Source organism: Luteolibacter sp. AS25 (assembly GCF_046736275.1).
Lineage (GTDB): Bacteria > Verrucomicrobiota > Verrucomicrobiia > Verrucomicrobiales > Akkermansiaceae > Luteolibacter.
Window position 1 is genome coordinate 754,759 of record NZ_CP151837.1, and the last position, 15,679, is coordinate 770,437.

A 15,679-nucleotide genomic window follows, 5' to 3' on the forward strand; every position below is an offset into this window, starting at 1 on the left:
CGTTCTGCTTTTTCCGTCCTTTGGTAGATATGCTCAGAGCCAGAGCTGAAGGATGACGATGGCAGCGAGTTGTTTCAGAGGGAGAAAAGTAGTGGATTTAAATAGTGGGTTTATAGATTTCGGGTCGAAGTAGGGGTGGTTTGCAAGAGTTTGCGGGGAGAGGATATCACGCGCCATTTCGAGGAAAGGGATGCGCCAACTGGGGTGTTCGAGAGGTAGATAGAATGGCTGCTTAGGACGTTGAGTGATAGTTTTTGGGAGGTGACGGGCAGCGAGTTTCCGCCAGAGGTATTTGTCGTGGCGGAGGGTGACCTTTTGAGAGTCCGGAAGGGTGAAGGCAAAATCGATGATTCGGTGGTCTAGGAAGGGGGCGCGGTATTCGAGGGAGTGTGCCATGGTATTGCGGTCTTGGCGGATAAGTGACCAGTCGGGGAGCCAGGAAGTGTATTGGGGAGCCAGGAGTAAATTTAAGTTGGTGATTTCCGGGGTATAGGGAGGAGTAGCTTGGCTGGCGAGAAGGTCGGGGTGCAGAAGGCTTGAGATTTCTGGTGGGGTGAAAAGGGTGTGGAGGTTGGTGGCTTTTTGGTGAGATGTGAGGGTGCCGAATTGACGTAGGTAGTCGGTAATTTTATGGCGTCCTTCGGGCCCGAGGGTGGCGGGAAAGTTTGCGAGGCGGTTAAGCAGGGGTTGGGGGAGGTGTTGAAGGGCGGTGGCAGCTAGAGGTCGACCGAAAGGGCCGAGTTTTTGAGCAGTGAGGAAGGCTTTTTGGAAGGAGTATCCGGCAAAGTGCTCGTCTGGGCCTTCGCCGCCGAGGGCGACCTTGGCACCGAGGGAGGTGGTATGAGCGGCGAGGTGGTCGAATGCGAGGATGAGGGTGTCGCCGACGGGGAGGTCCATTTGCGAGACAACGCGGGGGAGGTCTTGGAGGGATTCCGGTTTAAGTTGGAGCGGGTGGTGAGGTAGATTTAGGTGGTCTGCGGTGGCTTGAGCCGCGGGGGTTTCGTCTGAAGAGGAACCGAACCCCAAGGAGACTGTGCTGATGTCAGCACCGAGGTCGTGGAGGTAGTGGGCGAGGAGGGCAGAGTCGACGCCGCCGGAGAGATACGCGGCGACGGGGACATCGGATTGGAGGGCGAGCTCTACGGATGAGCGTGTGAGCTGGTCAAGAGTATCGAGGTCTCCACTTCGGGGAGATGAGGAGGTATCGGGTTGCCAGTAGCGTTGGGTAAGGCGGGAGCCGTTCTTTTGGATGAGAGTCCAGTGGGCGGCGGGAAGAGTCTGGATGTTTTGATAGAGAGTGGCTGGCTCGGGGAGGTAGCGGAGGCTAAGCCAGGTTGCCAATTGCGTGGGATCTGGAATGAGTAGTACTGAGCCAGCAGCGAGGGCTTTGATCTCCGAGGCGAAGCGGAGGGGGGCGCTATCGGAGGTGGTGAGGTAGAGGGGTTTTTGACCGCAACGGTCGCGGGCGAGAAAGAGGGTGTCGTTTTCGGCATCGTGGATGGCGATGGCGAACATGCCGTTGAGCTTTGTGGGGAGGTCGGTGCCCCATTCGAGGTAGCCGGCAGGGATGATTTCAGCATCACATCTGGTGTGGAATTGGTGGCCGAGGTCCTGGAGTTGTTGGCGTAGTTCCTGCCAATTATAGATTTCTCCGTTGCAGATAGCGTGGATGCGCTGATCAGGGGAGGAGAAGGGCTGTTTGCCGTTTTTTGAGTCGAGGATGGCGAGGCGGGTCATGCCAAGCGAGAAATTGGCGCCGAAGTGTTTACCTGAGCCATCGGGTCCTCGGTGGTGGAGGACGCGAAGCATGTCCTCTAAGCGGTCTGGAGAGAGTTGAAGGCCACCGGCGATTCCGCACATGGGGAGACCCTAGTGGTTATGGAGGTTATTGAAAGGCTCGCTTGATGAGGGCCGAACTAAATCACTGGCCAATCAAAGAATAAATTTCCCAGCTGGGTATAATAAAACGCTGTGGATACTCCTTCAGCTGGTGGTGCGGAGTATTTGCTTTTCTAAGCCGCATCCTCTGCATCATCGGCTTTGCGACGGCGGAAGGATGGGGCTTTTTCTCCTTCAACAACTTTCCGGTTGATGGAGACGGCTTCGATATCACCACGGGATGGCACCTCATACATGATATCGAGCATGATTTTCTCGAAAATCGACCGCAAGGCCCGTGCGCCGGTGCCTCTTTCCACTGCTTCCTGGGCAATGGCGCGTAGAGCGTCCCGAGTGATGCGGAGCTTTACGTCATTGAGTGCCAGCTGTTTCGAATACTGCTTTACCAAAGCGTTTTTCGGCTCGGTGAGGATCTGGACGAGCTGGTCCTCATTGAGTTTACGAAGTGCGGTGATCACCGGGAGGCGTCCAATAAATTCCGGGATGAGGCCAAAATGGAGCAGATCTTCCGGAAGTACTTTGGTGAGAATCTTTGAAGTCTTTTCATCGAATTCATCAACCTTGTTTTCACTATGGAATCCGAGAGTTTTGCTGCCGAGACGGCGGCGTACAATATCCTCTAGCCCAACGAAGGCACCGCCACAGACGAAGAGGATTTTCTCGGTGTTGACCTGGATATATTCCTGCTGCGGGTGTTTGCGACCACCTTGCGGGGGGACATTGCAGACGCTTCCTTCGAGGATTTTCAGAAGGGCCTGCTGGACACCTTCGCCGGATACGTCCCGGGTGATGGATACGTTCTCCGTTTTGCGCCCGATTTTATCGATTTCATCGACGTAGATTATCCCCCGTTCGGCGCGCTCGACATCGAAATCAGCGGCTTGGAGTAGACGTAGGATAATGTTTTCCACATCTTCTCCAACATAGCCGGCCTCTGTGAGGGTCGTGGCATCCACGATGCAGAAGGGAACATCAAGGACCCGCGCAAGTGTGCGGGCGAGAAGTGTTTTCCCGGATCCGGTGGAACCGAGAAGGAGGACGTTTGATTTCTCAATTTCTACGTCGTTGAATTCCGCGGAGTGGTTGAGATCGTCCTGATTGAGGCGCAAGTAATGGTTGTATACAGCTACGGATAGCGTGCGTTTGGCATTCTCTTGGCCGATGACGTAGTTATCCAACTCACCTACAAGTTCCGCAGGAGTGGGGATTTCCTCCAAGCCTTTGCTGGAGGGTTTCTTTTTGGCTTTTTTCCCCGTGGCTTTCGCATCGGTTGGGTTGAGCTCTTTTGCCAGGATGTTGCCGCAGACGTCTACACATTCGTTACAGATGTAAACGCCCGGGCCAGCGATGAGTTTTTTGACCTCTGAGTGGCTCTTTCCGCAGAAGGAGCACATGGTGAGATTGGAAGCGCGTGCCATGAGGAAAACTCTAAACTCTAATTTTCAAATCCGAAACAAAATATCTCGAGTGAATTACTCGGATGGTTTGTCCAGCTCGGTCTGCACGGATTCGGGCAGTTGCTTGCGGGATTCGAGAACTTTATCGACGAGGCCGTAGGCTACGGATTCCTCGGCGGACATGTAATTATCACGGTCGGAATCTTTTTCAATTTCCTCTACGGTTTTGCCTGTGTGGTGGGCAAGGATGCCGTTGAGTTTTTTCTTGAGATTGAACATGAACCCGATGGTCCGTTCCACATCCGAGGCTGTTCCCTGCGCACCGCCGGATACCTGATGGATCATGACGTGTGAGTTAGGGAGGCAGAAACGTTTGCCCTTTGTTCCCGCGGTAAGGAGAACCGAGCCCATGGATGCTGCGATACCGATGCAGTAGGTGTTCACATCGCATGTGAGGAACTGCATGGTATCATACATTGCGAGGCCGGCGGTCACTGAACCGCCGGGACTGTTGATGTAGATGTGGATGTCCTTTTTGGGATCCTGCATCTGAAGAAACAGAAGCTGTGCGATGACCGAGTTTGCGACACCATCATCAATGGCTGTGCCAATGAAGATGATGCGGTCCTTGAGAAGGCGCGAATAAATATCGAACGAACGCTCTCCACGTGCATCAGACTCGATGACAACGGGTACGTAGTAGTTGTTTTTCGGTGCCTCGTAGGAGGCGTTGTTGAAGTGTGGAAAGTGGTTCATGATAATTATTCAGCGTCTTTTGCTTCGAATTCCTCTGCGGAAACTTCAGTGACTTTCGCCTGCTCAAGAAGGAAGTCAATGGTCTGACCAATGATCATGGAATTACGGATCGATTGGATCTGATTATTCTTCTGAAGGTCCTTGATGACTTTCTTGATAGGCTCTTTGCGTTGTTCAGCGATTTGCTGAATGCGCGCGAGAAGGTCGTTATCACTAACAGAGATTTTCTCTTCACGGGCGATTTCCTGAAGAATGAAGTTTGTGCTGAGGTTGGTGGTGGCCCGTTGTGTGGCGGCGGAGAAGATTTCTTCCTCACGTTTCACGATATCATCTTCGGATGCGCCTTGTTTGGTGCCTTCTTCGACGAGTGCGTTTGCCTGGTTTTGAGTCTCGCGCTCGACGATGGCTTCAGGGAGGTCAAAGGTAACCACTTTGTTGAGGTGCTCAACGATCTGGTTCACTTTGAGGTCGTTGACTTGTTTTACTTTTTCCTGGCCCATGTTGTCACGAAGCATGTCCTTGATGTCTTCGAGTCCTTTTCCTGGAACAAGTTTCTCAGCGAATGCGTCATCAAGCTCTGGAAGCTTCTGGGTTTTGATGCCTTCCACGCTCGTGTGGAGGGTGAGTTCCTTGCCGCGAAGTTCTTCGAATGGGAATTCGTCGTCTAGAGTGATAGTTACATCCTTTTTGTCTCCTTCGTTGAGGCCGACGAGTTGCTCTGCGTAACCCGGGAGGAATGATCCTTCCTTAATTGGAAGCCAGTGGTTCTCACGTTTAGCGAGGTACTGGCCTTTTTCACCGATAACTTCGGTGAGCTCTTTGCCGTCGATGGTGGTAGTGAAATCCACTACTGCGATGTCGTCGTTCTGGATCGGGCGATCGGCCACGTCTTCGAACTCGGCGAGGCGCTCGCGGAGGTTTTCGAGTTGAGCATTGAGCTCTTCATCTGTGACTTCGGTCGGCGGGGATTTGATTTCGATTCCCTTGTATTCCGGAAGCTCGAATTCAGGAGCGAGAATGAGGTTGGTGGAGAAGGTGATTGTGCCGTCTTCCTTTTCTTCAAGATTCTCAGGGAAGCCGAAGTCGAGGACCTTGAGGTCTTCTTTCTCAAGTGCTTCGTCACATGCTGTTCTGAAGATGGCTTCGTTGAGTTCTGCTGAGATCTCCTTGCCGAAACGCTTGTTGATTACACTTTTAGGAGCCTTTCCTGGGCGGAAGCCTGGGATCTTAGCTTGGGATGTGTAGGTAGAGGTGATGGATGCGCGTTTGGCGGCAACGTCGGCGGCGGGAACTTCCACGTTGAGTGTTGCGATGCATTTCGGCTGTTTTTCGACGACGATGTTCATAAATGTTCTGCTTTGGGGGAGGGAAGCTATGGGTAGGAAGGCGGGGTTGGCAACTTACAAAATTCAAAACTCAACTCTAAAATACCATCTTTCGGTTGAGAGTGATTTTTGTTTGCCTGGCGGGAGTGGTTATAGGAGGCGTTTCTAAACGGTAAAATTCGGGGCTTCCTAGTCCGGAAAGACGATGGCGCGGTGGCCGTCGATGACTGTGCGGTCGTGCACGTGGAAGCGAATCCCTTTGGCCAGAGCGATTCGTTCGCACTGGCGTCCTAGGCGGGCGAGGTCATTGGGGGAGTGGAAGTGAGAGACTCGCTCGACCTCCTGTTCAATGATTGGTCCCGCATCCAGATCGGCTGTGACGTAGTGACAGGTGGCGCCGATGAGTTTGACTCCGCGGTCGTGCGCCTGGCGATAGGGGTTGGCACCGATAAATGCGGGGAGGAAGGAATGATGGATGTTGATGATTTTTCCCGAAAATTCCTGGCAGAAGCTATTTGGTAGGATCTGCATGAACCGGGCGAGGACGATGAGTTCGACGTCTTGGTCTAGAATGAGAGAGCGGATTTGCTCGAAGCCGCTTTCGCGGTGGTCTCCGTCCATCTCTATGTGATGGAAAGGGAGGCCTGCTTTTTCGGCAATCGGCGCGCAGTTGGTGCGGTTTCCAATCAGTGAAGTGATCTCGATAGGAAGTTCATTGAGTTCAGTTCGAAGGAGAATTTCGTTGAGGCAATGATCGGTCTTCGTGACGAGGACGGCGGTGCGCATTTTATAAGGCAAAGTACGGAAGTGCCATGTGGCGCCGAGAGAGCGACCAAGCGTGCCGAAGCTAGCTTTGAAATCTTCAACTGTGACGTCGAGATTCGCGGTATCGATTTCGAGACGTGCGAAGAATTTTTTACCGACTCGATCGGAAAATTGATTGAACTCGATAAGATTTCCGCTGTGAGAGGCTACGTAGGTGGCAATTCTCGCTACGATTCCTGATTGATCGGGCGATGATAGTTTTAAGATAAGGCCGGGGCGCACTGGTTGAGAAGGTTGAGGTGTGATTCGTTTGAAAGTAAGACTTGGCACTGGATCGATCTCGCTGTGATTTAGTTGCTAGGCGCAATTGATGCAAGGTCTGTAATTTGCGGGAATTCCTAGTGGTATACTCCGTTGCTAGTAGGTAGAGGGAAGGGGTATTTTATGGAAATCAGGAAACACTCGAAGCAGGTGCCTTTCATTACAAAGGATGGCTCAAATATTACCAGTCTGCTGGATCTCGCGAACGCTCCAGTAAAAAATCAGAGCCTAGCGGAAGCACGAATTCCTTCCGGGGAATGCACGCAGCGGCACTATCATAAGGAGAGCGAGGAGTTTTACTATATCTTGGGTGGTAGCGGGCAAATGGAAATCGACGGAGAGCAACAAATGGTGGTGGCCGGAGATGCTATTTTGATTCCTGCTGGTGCGTGGCACGAAATTCATGCGGTGAAGGATCTTTCCTTTTTATGTTGTTGCGCTCCACCTTATCGGCATGAGGATACCTTCTTTGAATAAAATGAAGGCGTTTAGGGGGATTTTAGAAACAGAACCAAACTTATGAAAATTGTTATTCTTTCCATTCTCATCGGTTTGACGGCCGGTCTGTTGGGGGCGCTCTGTGGTGTAGGAGGCGGGATTGTTCTCGTTCCAGCTTTTGTAACTTTCCTCGGATTTGAACAGAAGCAGGCGGTGGCCACTTCTTTGGCTGTTATAATTGTAACTGCTTTAGCCGCTACGGTGAACAATGCGCGTTCAGGCAATCTGATCGATTGGAAGATCGTAGTAGCAGTAGGGGCTGCCTCAGCTTTGACCGCTTGGTTCGGCAGTGATCTGATGAGATCTTTATCCAACCAAATGCTAACGCGAACCTTTGGGGTGGTACTCGTTGTTTTTGGGCTACGGATGCTGATCAAAGGCTGATCCTTCCAACCCTGGGATGGCTTTGAAGACAGTGTTGACGTCCAACTCTGTCTGGCAACGCTGATCGAGCAGGCATTTCTCTGAGAAACAAGGTGAGCATTCCACTGCTTTCTTTGCTACTACATGTCGGGTGCCCAGTGGACGTTTCCACAAAGGCTCGTTTGGACCGAATAAAGTCAGACAGGTGGTGCCGGCGTGAGCGGCAAGGTGGGGGAGAGAACTATCCGCCGAGATAACAAGCGCATGGCTTGCCAGAAGCGGGAGAGTGCCCGCCAACGGTGACGCCTCGAAAAAACCAACACGATCCCCTAATTTGTCGGCAAGTGCTTTCCCTTGCCCCCTACCTCCAATAAGGCATGCGACCGTGAGCTTCTTTCCCTGGTCTAGAAGTTTAATGGCCAATTCCTGCCATTTTTCCAGAGGCCACTCGTAACTGATACCAAAATCTGAACCAGGGCAGAGGAGGACTGTGTTTGATTGTTGCTTTTGTCCCAAATTAGCAGGCAGGAAATACTCCGGTTTTTTGACGGGCAGTCCCATCTTTTCACAGGTATTGAGATAAAAGTGGACGCGGTGCTCTACAGATTTCTCGGCAGTCTCAATCGGGTGGGTGAGATATTTACTTATCGGAGAATCGGATGGTCCAAGGCGTTTCTGGATTTTAAGTTTCGCAAATGCCTTTGCTGCTCGTTCATTTTCCCATACCAGTGAAGCCTCCCACCCCGCTCCGATAATTTTCAGTAGCTTGGAAATAGTAGCGTTTTCGGGATATATGGTAATAGGTAGCGGACATACGGTTTCCCAAAATTCCTCTTGCTCCGCCGGGCATAGTAGTCCTCCTGCCAATCCAGAGCTGCACAGAGCCCTGATTGCGGGCACGGAAAAGCATGCCTCGTCCCAACGTAGGGGGGTAGCAATTAGGATTCCATTTTTATCGTACATAGCTCGGTTGCATTTTCATGGATGGATCAAAGATTAGGGAAGTCACACCACGATCACTTTTGAATTCAACCTTAAAGCTGTCCCAATGAAATCGGAAATGCTGAATTCTGGATTGTGAATTATCCTGCGGAAAGGTTAGCCAATGGCATGCCCAATTCAGAAAATGCCGTCCTTATTGGCGGTTCTATCGCTATCGATAATATCAAAACGCCAACAGCAGAGGGAAAAAACCTTCTCGGAGGTTCCGCTTCTTACACAGCCATTGCAGCATCTTATTTCACCTCTCCGATCCATCTTGTTGGGATTATAGGAAAGGATTTTCCGCAACAACATCTGGATCACTTCGAATCGAAGGGGATTTCGACGGTGGGGCTCGAGAAGTCCGAGGGAGATACCTTCTCATGGAGCGGTGAGTATCATGAGAATATGAACGATCGTGATACTCTTGATGTGGCTATCAATGTTCTGGAAGACTGGACGCCGAAGGTGCCTGCCGAGATGGCATCAGCTCCGGTAGTTGTGTTGGCGAACATGCATCCGGTTAATCAACTTCAGATGATTGAGCAGCTTACTGCTGAAAAGCCATTCATAGCCGCAGACACGATGGATCTTTGGATTACGATCGCAAATGACGAGCTTCATGAGGTTTTGAAAAAGATCGACTTGCTCGTCATTAATGAATCTGAAGCTCGTGATTTTTGCAAAACATCGAATCTGATGGTTGCCGGCGAGCGGCTACTTGGAAAGGGACCAAACAATGTGGTGATCAAATTAGGTGAGTTCGGAGCAATTCTGTTTTCACAGCATGCTGAAGGCGGTGAACCCTCAAAATTCACCCTATTTGGAAAGAATTACGATCTCTTCAGGTGTGCGGCGTTTCCGCTTTGTGAAGTTGCAGACCCAACAGGGGCAGGAGATTCGTTCCTGGGTGCGTTAGCGGGCTATCTATCATCTCTGGAGAAATCCGAATACACGTTCGACGATGTGCGACAGGCGGTCGTCTATGGCTCGGTCGTCGCCTCCTTCACATGTGAAGCTTTTTCAACTGATAAATTGGCCGCTGTAAGTAAGAAGGAAATTGAAGCCCGTTTGGACCTTCTGAGAGATCTGTCCCATTGGCCATCCTAGCAGCGACTAGCTAAGAGAACTTGTTTGATGAGAGCCAGCGTTTCGACGCTGGCTTTTTTGTAAGCGTAGAGATCGCTGTAGAATTCGCACTTAAGACTCAGATCTTAGAAGGGGTCTATTGAGAGTTTGTAATTTGCTGTATACGACATGCAAAATGTGGAGTTACGGACGAAAAATATTTCGAGTTTGAATTCCGCGTAAAGAGCTCACGGTTAGGAAGTTAGAGGTATCCCTGAAATTTTCTCAACAAAACCTGCAGAAACGTATTGACGTTTTGGGGATATTTGAGCTAGGTTTCGCCCGTCGACGCGACTCAGCGCCGACCGAGAGACTGCCAGTCGGTCGCGGTAACCCGCTCCTCGAAAGTTTACTTTCGACAGCAATTACCCGATCGGCTTTTTAGTCCCCTCGAAACAAGCTCTTTGATAGTGTGGCCTAGCAAGAATCGCGCCAAGTTCTGGAAGTAAGTTCGACTTACAAAGGAAAGTGGCAGTCGTAAGCAGATGAGATTTTTGTTGGGATGAAGAAAAAGATTAAATTGTGCGCTGCGCGAAATTAACGCGCAGTACGTAAGGGGGAGGCCTTCGGGTTTCTTTCTTATAAGAACAATTTGGAAAATTACGCAATTAGAAGGGTTTCGGCCTGGATAATTACGCCAACCGAATTTTTTACGGAGAGTTTGATTCTGGCTCAGAATGAACGCTGGCGGCGTGTTTAAGACATGCAAGTCGCACGGAATGATTTCGGTATTTATATTGGAAGATTTTAGTGGCGGACGGGTGAGGAACACGTGAATTACATGCCCTGTAGAGGGGGATAGCCCACCGAAAGGTGGATTAATACCCCATGGTATCGCAAGATTAAAGGTGGCCTTCGGGCTGTCGCTACAGGATTGGTTCGCGCCCTATCAGCTTGTTGGTGAGGTAACGGCTCACCAAGGCTACGACGGGTAACTGGTCTGAGAGGACGATCAGTCACACTGGAACTGAGACACGGTCCAGACACCTACGGGTGGCAGCAGTCGAGAATAATTCACAATGGGGGCAACCCTGATGGTGCAACGCCGCGTGGAGGATGACGGTCTTAGGATTGTAAACTCCTGTCATCTAGGAGAAAGACCTGGTCGTTAATAGCGAACAGGGTTGATAGTACTAGAAGAGGAAGGGACGGCTAACTTCGTGCCAGCAGCCGCGGTAATACGAAGGTCCCGAGCGTTATTCGGAATCACTGGGCGTAAAGGGAGCGTAGGCGGCGCGGTAAGTCGGATGTGAAATCCCAGGGCTCAACCCTGGAACTGCATCGGATACTGCCGTGCTAGAGTAATGGAGGGGTAGCTGGAATTCTCGGTGTAGCAGTGAAATGCGTAGATATCGAGAGGAACACTCGTGGCGAAAGCGAGCTACTGGACATTTACTGACGCTGAGGCTCGAAGGCTAGGGGAGCGAAAGGGATTAGATACCCCTGTAGTCCTAGCAGTAAACGGTGCACGCTTGGTGTGAGGGGATTCGACCCCCCTTGTGCCGGAGCTAACGCGTTAAGCGTGCCGCCTGGGAAGTACGGTCGCAAGACTAAAACTCAAAGAAATTGACGGGGACCCGCACAAGCGGTGGAGTATGTGGCTTAATTCGATGCAACGCGAAGAACCTTACCTAGGCTTGACATGGATCTCTAAGCACGTGAAAGCGTGTGACCCTTCGGGGGATTTCCACAGGTGCTGCATGGCCGTCGTCAGCTCGTGTCGTGAGATGTTGGGTTAAGTCCCGCAACGAGCGCAACCCTTGTGATTAGTTGCCAGCACGTAATGGTGGGAACTCTAATCAGACTGCCCAGATCAACTGGGAGGAAGGTGGGGACGACGTCAGGTCAGTATGGCCCTTACGCCTAGGGCTGCACACGTACTACAATGCCCAGTACAATTAGAACCGATACCGCGAGGTGGAGGAAATCTGTAAAACTGGGCCCAGTTCGGATTGGAGGCTGCAACTCGCCTCCATGAAGTTGGAATCGCTAGTAATGGGGCATCATCTACGGCCCCGTGAATACGTTCCCGGGTCTTGTACACACCGCCCGTCACATCATGGAAGCCGGTAGCACCCGAAGTATCGTTTAATCGGTCCTAAGGTGAAGCTGGTAACTGGGATGAAGTCGTAACAAGGTAGCCGTAGGGGAACCTGCGGCTGGATCACCTCCTTTCTACGGAGTAAATGGCAAATGGACGTTAGAAATAACAATAACGACTCACATCGTTACCGTCACTGTCATAGGTCGAGCCCCAATTTATTGGGGTTGCAAGTCCGCAAGGACTAGCACCTAAAACAACTATAAACAAAATCTGTGAATAACGTTCAGAGTAGAGCAGCGCACAATTTGATCTTTTTCTTCGAAAACATTTCTCCCTGAATTAAGGGGGTTTAGCTCAGTTGGTAGAGCGTCTGCTTTGCAAGCAGAATGTCAACGGTTCGAATCCGTTAACCTCCACCAGTGGATCACTCGGTAGTTGTTCAGCAATGAATACTATTGATCCAAGGGTAACTATATTGGGCCTGTAGCTCAGTTGGTTAGAGCACACGCTTGATAAGCGTGGGGTCGCTGGTTCGAGTCCAGCCAGGCCCACCATTACCCGATTGGCAAATCGAGGACACTGTTTTCACACTATCTAATGAAAAGTAAGACACGTTAGTGTCCGCTCTTTGACATCCATATGGAGAGAAACAATTTTCTGTAAAGTATAAGTAATGTAAGCTCATGTGAGCCATTCTTACGCGATACTTGGAAATATATTCGAATACCTAATAATACATAATTTTATGGCAAATCGTTATTTTGGAGCAATCCGAAGTAACAAAATTAAGAGAACAGATCATCGTAGCAAAGCAGCAATGCGGAGTTAGGATGTGAAGAACTCATTAAGAAACAGCCTGATTTCATAATTGGAAATCAAGTTTTAAAGGGCACACAGTGAATGCCTTGGTGCTAACAGGCGATGAAGGGCGCGGTCAGCTGCGAAAAGCTTCGGGGAGTAGTGAACATACTTTGATCCGGAGATTCCCGAATGGGGTAACCTAATAGTGGTAATACATTATTGTCTGTTTCTGAAGCCTGACCACCGCAAGGTGAGAAGGGAAGTTAGGAAACAGTACGCGATACCCGGTGAAGTGAAACATCTCAGTAACCGGAGGAAAAGAAAGAGAATCGATTCCGTCAGTAGTGGCGAGCGAAAGCGGATCAGCCCAAACCGGAGACTTGTCTCCGGGGTTGTAGGACCCCGACGTGGGACTTCAATAGATAGATTAAGGACCTGGAAAGTTCCGACATAGAGGGTGAAATCCCCGTGATCGAAATCTAGCGAAGCCCTAGGGAGTTCCTGAGTAATACGGCACACGTGAAACGCCGTATGAATCTGTGCGGACCACCGCATAAGGCTAAATACTAGTTAGCGACCGATAGTGAACCAGTACCGTGAGGGAAAGGTGAAAAGAACCGCTGTGAGCGGAGTGAAATAGAACCTGAAACCGTGTGCCTACAAGGTGTCAGAGCCCTTCGGGGTGATGGCGTGCCTTTTGCTTAATGAGTCTGCGAGTTAGTATATGTGGCAAGTTTAAGTTCTTCTGGAACGTAGGCGAAGCGAAAGCGAGTCCGAATAGGGCGATCATAGCTGCATGTGCTAGACCCGAAGCGGAGGTGATCTACCCTTGGCCAGGTTGAAGCGTAGGTGATACTACGTGAAGGACCGAACCGGTGAATGTTGAAAAATTCTCGGATGAGCTGAGGGTAGGAGTGAAAGGCTAATCAAACCCCGTGATAGCTGGTTCTCCTCGAAATGCATTGAGGTGCAGCGTTGCGTGTTGACCCATGGGGGTAGAGCACTGACAGGGCTAGGGGGCATACCCGCCTACCAACCCCTATCAAACTCCGAATACCATGGGGTAGAGCGCAGCAGTGAGACGGTGGGGGATAAGCTTCATCGTCAAAAGGGAAACAACCCTGATCAGCAGCTAAGGTGCCTAAACTATGCTAAGTGGAAAGGAGGTGGAATTTCATAGACAGTGAGGATGTTGGCTTAGAAGCAGCCACCATTTAAAAAGTGCGTAATAGCTTACTCATCGAGAGATTCTGCGCCGAAAATGATTGGCGATAAGCATAGTACCGAAGCTCTGGATGTCATCCCCTGGGGGATGGCGTGGTAGAGGAGCATTCTCAACACATTGAAGCGCGATGGTGACTGACCGTGGAGAGTTGAGAAGAGAGGATGCAGACATAAGTAACGATAAGCCGGGTGAAATCCCCGGCCGCCGTAAACCCAAGGTTTCCCGGGCTACGATTTTCGTCCCGGGGTTAGTCGGGACCTAAGGCAAGGCCGATAGGCGTAGCCGATGGACAGCAGGTTAATATTCCTGCACTTCCAACCCTTTAACTGGGAGGACGCATGTGTGGAGACAACTAAGTGATTGAATTCTGAGGGGATGCTTCGGCTGAACCGTATTGTCAAAACATGTGCCGAGAAAAGTCCCAGTGTATGCTAAGGAACCCGTACCGTAAACCGACACAGGTGGGTGGGTAGAATATACCAAGGCGTAAGAGTGAACCCTGGTTAAGGAACTCGGCAAATTGGCCCCGTAACTTCGGGAGAAGGGGTACCTATGATTTATCATAGGTCGCAGTGAAATGGCCCAACCGACTGTTTAGCAAAAACACAGCATTCTGCCAAGACGCAAGTCCAAGTATAGGATGTGACACGTGACCAATGCGGAAAGATTAAGGCAAGATGTTAGCCCTCGTGGCGAAGCTTTGAACCCAAGTCCCCGTGAATGTCGGCCGTAACTATAACGGTCCTAAGGTAGCGAAATTCCTTGTCGGGTAAGTTCCGACCTGCACGAATCGTGAAACGAGTTGGGCGCTGTCTCAACCAGGTGCTCAGTGAAATTGTAATGGCGGTGAAGATGCCGCCTACCCGCAGAAGGACGGAAAGACCCTATAGACCTTAACTGTAAGCTGTCATTGGTTTTTCGATTTTCATGCTCAGCATAAGTGGGAGACTTTGAAGTGGTGTTTTAGGACATCATGGAGTCGCCAGTGAGATACCACCCTTGGGTGTTGGAAGATCTAACTTTGTGCCTTGAATCAGGCCAGAGAACAGTGTCAGCCGGTCAGTTTTACTGGGGCGGTATCCTCCTAAAGAGTAACGGAGGAGCGCGAAGGTGGGTTCAGCACGGTTTGTAACCGTGTGTCGAGTGCATAGGCATAAACCCGCCTAACTGTGAGACCTACAAGTCGAGCAGATACGAAAGTAGGCCTAAGTGATCCGGCGGTTGAATGTGGAATTGCCGTCGCTCAACGGATAAAAGGTACCTTAGGGATAACAGGCTGATTTCATCCAAGAGTTCATATCGACGATGAAGTTTGGCACCTCGATGTCGGCTCGTCGCATCCTGGGGCTGGAGAAGGTCCCAAGGGTCCGGCTGTTCGCCGGTTAAAGCGGCACGCGAGCTGGGTTCAGAACGTCGCGAGACAGTTCGGTCCTCTATCCTCTGTGGGCGTAGGAAAATTGAGGGGTTCGGTTCCTAGTACGAGAGGACCGGAATCGACGCACCTCTGGTGTACCAGTTGTTCTGTCAAGAGCATGGCTGGGTAGCTACGTGCGGAATGGATAAGCGCTGAAAGCATCTAAGCGCCAAGCCAATCCCAAGATGAATTTTCCCTTAAGGATCGTCGAAGACTACGACGTCGATAGGCTGGAAGTGTAAGTGTAGTAATATATTCAGCTTACCAGTACTAATCATCCGTTTGACTTGATTATCCTTTATTGAATTCGGATATCAAAAGTATCGTGTAAGGCTCATCTCTGAGGCTTGCATCGTGCTCTACGCCAAGAAAATTACTATCTCCATATGGATGTCAGGGAGCGAACCTGACATTGAAATAGAACAGAAGCGACAAGCTGCCAGTGACACACACTAGGTAACATCTCGGTTCAGCTCATCAGAGAAACAGTTCTGGAAGCGGGTAAGACTACCCGATACCACAATTGCCCTCTGGTGACCAGAGCGCGGTGGAACCACCCGGTCCCATTCCGAACCCGGAAGTGAAACGCTGCAGCGCCGATGGTAGTGGGACGATAGGTCCTGTGAGAGTAGGTCGTCGCCAGGTATATGCCCGGCTCCTTTTAACCAAGGAGTCGGGCTCTTTTTTTGCCCAGAAATCCGAGGATGCTGAAGACTAGCGCCAACCGGCGGACACTAAGACACCAATCAGCAGGGTCCAATG

General features: G+C 50.7%; 9 protein-coding genes, 2 tRNA genes and 3 rRNA genes. 8 read left to right on the forward strand and 6 right to left on the reverse strand.

All coding sequences use genetic code 11. The features are described from left to right. Window positions 1-33: 33 nt before the first annotated feature. The 5 genes from asnB to purU form a co-directional block, all read right to left on the reverse strand. The gene (gene asnB, locus AAGA79_RS03575; protein ID WP_411827406.1) at window positions 34-1,860 is read right to left on the reverse strand and encodes an asparagine synthase (glutamine-hydrolyzing); all 1,827 of its coding nucleotides are present in this window, start codon (window positions 1,858-1,860) and stop codon (window positions 34-36) included. A gap of 152 nt (window positions 1,861-2,012) precedes the next feature. Beyond that, a complete protein-coding gene (clpX, locus tag AAGA79_RS03580) occupies window positions 2,013-3,317 on the reverse strand; it encodes an ATP-dependent Clp protease ATP-binding subunit ClpX (protein ID WP_411827407.1) in 1,305 nt (434 codons plus the stop codon). A gap of 54 nt (window positions 3,318-3,371) precedes the next feature. Then, a complete protein-coding gene (locus AAGA79_RS03585; RefSeq protein ID WP_411827408.1) occupies window positions 3,372-4,052 on the reverse strand; it encodes an ATP-dependent Clp protease proteolytic subunit in 681 nt (226 codons plus the stop codon). A 5-nt stretch (window positions 4,053-4,057) separates the two neighbouring features. Next, window positions 4,058-5,398 (reverse strand): trigger factor, encoded by a 1,341-nt coding sequence (gene tig, locus AAGA79_RS03590; RefSeq protein ID WP_411827409.1) that lies wholly within the window; start codon window positions 5,396-5,398, stop codon window positions 4,058-4,060. A 168-nt stretch (window positions 5,399-5,566) separates the two neighbouring features. Beyond that, on the reverse strand, window positions 5,567-6,472 hold the full coding sequence (gene purU / locus AAGA79_RS03595) for a formyltetrahydrofolate deformylase (RefSeq protein WP_411827410.1): 906 nt from the start codon (window positions 6,470-6,472) through the stop codon (window positions 5,567-5,569). Between the two features lie 114 nt (window positions 6,473-6,586). Between purU and AAGA79_RS03600 the strand changes: the two genes are divergently transcribed. Beyond that, entirely contained in the window at window positions 6,587-6,940 is a 354-nt protein-coding gene (locus AAGA79_RS03600) for a cupin domain-containing protein (protein ID WP_411827411.1), read from the forward strand. A 42-nt stretch (window positions 6,941-6,982) separates the two neighbouring features. Then, on the forward strand, window positions 6,983-7,345 hold the full coding sequence (locus AAGA79_RS03605; protein ID WP_411827412.1) for a sulfite exporter TauE/SafE family protein: 363 nt from the start codon (window positions 6,983-6,985) through the stop codon (window positions 7,343-7,345). Here the strand turns inward: AAGA79_RS03605 and AAGA79_RS03610 are convergent. Next, on the reverse strand, window positions 7,322-8,287 hold the full coding sequence (locus tag AAGA79_RS03610; protein WP_411827413.1) for a glycosyltransferase family 9 protein: 966 nt from the start codon (window positions 8,285-8,287) through the stop codon (window positions 7,322-7,324). The two genes, AAGA79_RS03605 and AAGA79_RS03610, sit on opposite strands and share 24 nt — an antisense overlap. A gap of 147 nt (window positions 8,288-8,434) precedes the next feature. On the opposite strand from AAGA79_RS03610, the gene AAGA79_RS03615 reads away from it, so the two are divergent. From AAGA79_RS03615 to rrf, 6 genes are all read left to right on the forward strand, one after another. Further along, window positions 8,435-9,415: a PfkB family carbohydrate kinase gene (locus tag AAGA79_RS03615; protein ID WP_411827414.1), complete on the forward strand. Its 981-nt coding sequence runs from the start codon at window positions 8,435-8,437 to the stop codon at window positions 9,413-9,415. A gap of 667 nt (window positions 9,416-10,082) precedes the next feature. Beyond that, window positions 10,083-11,608 (forward strand): 16S ribosomal RNA (locus AAGA79_RS03620). A 212-nt stretch (window positions 11,609-11,820) separates the two neighbouring features. Next, a tRNA-Ala gene (locus AAGA79_RS03625) sits at window positions 11,821-11,896 on the forward strand. A 58-nt stretch (window positions 11,897-11,954) separates the two neighbouring features. Next, window positions 11,955-12,031, forward strand: a tRNA-Ile gene (locus AAGA79_RS03630). A gap of 319 nt (window positions 12,032-12,350) precedes the next feature. Then, window positions 12,351-15,212: ribosomal RNA gene (locus AAGA79_RS03635) — 23S ribosomal RNA — on the forward strand. Between the two features lie 234 nt (window positions 15,213-15,446). Further along, window positions 15,447-15,562, forward strand: a 5S ribosomal RNA gene (gene rrf, locus AAGA79_RS03640). The 16S, 23S and 5S rRNA genes sit together here with 2 tRNA genes alongside, the layout of an rRNA operon. Window positions 15,563-15,679 lie beyond the last annotated feature (117 nt).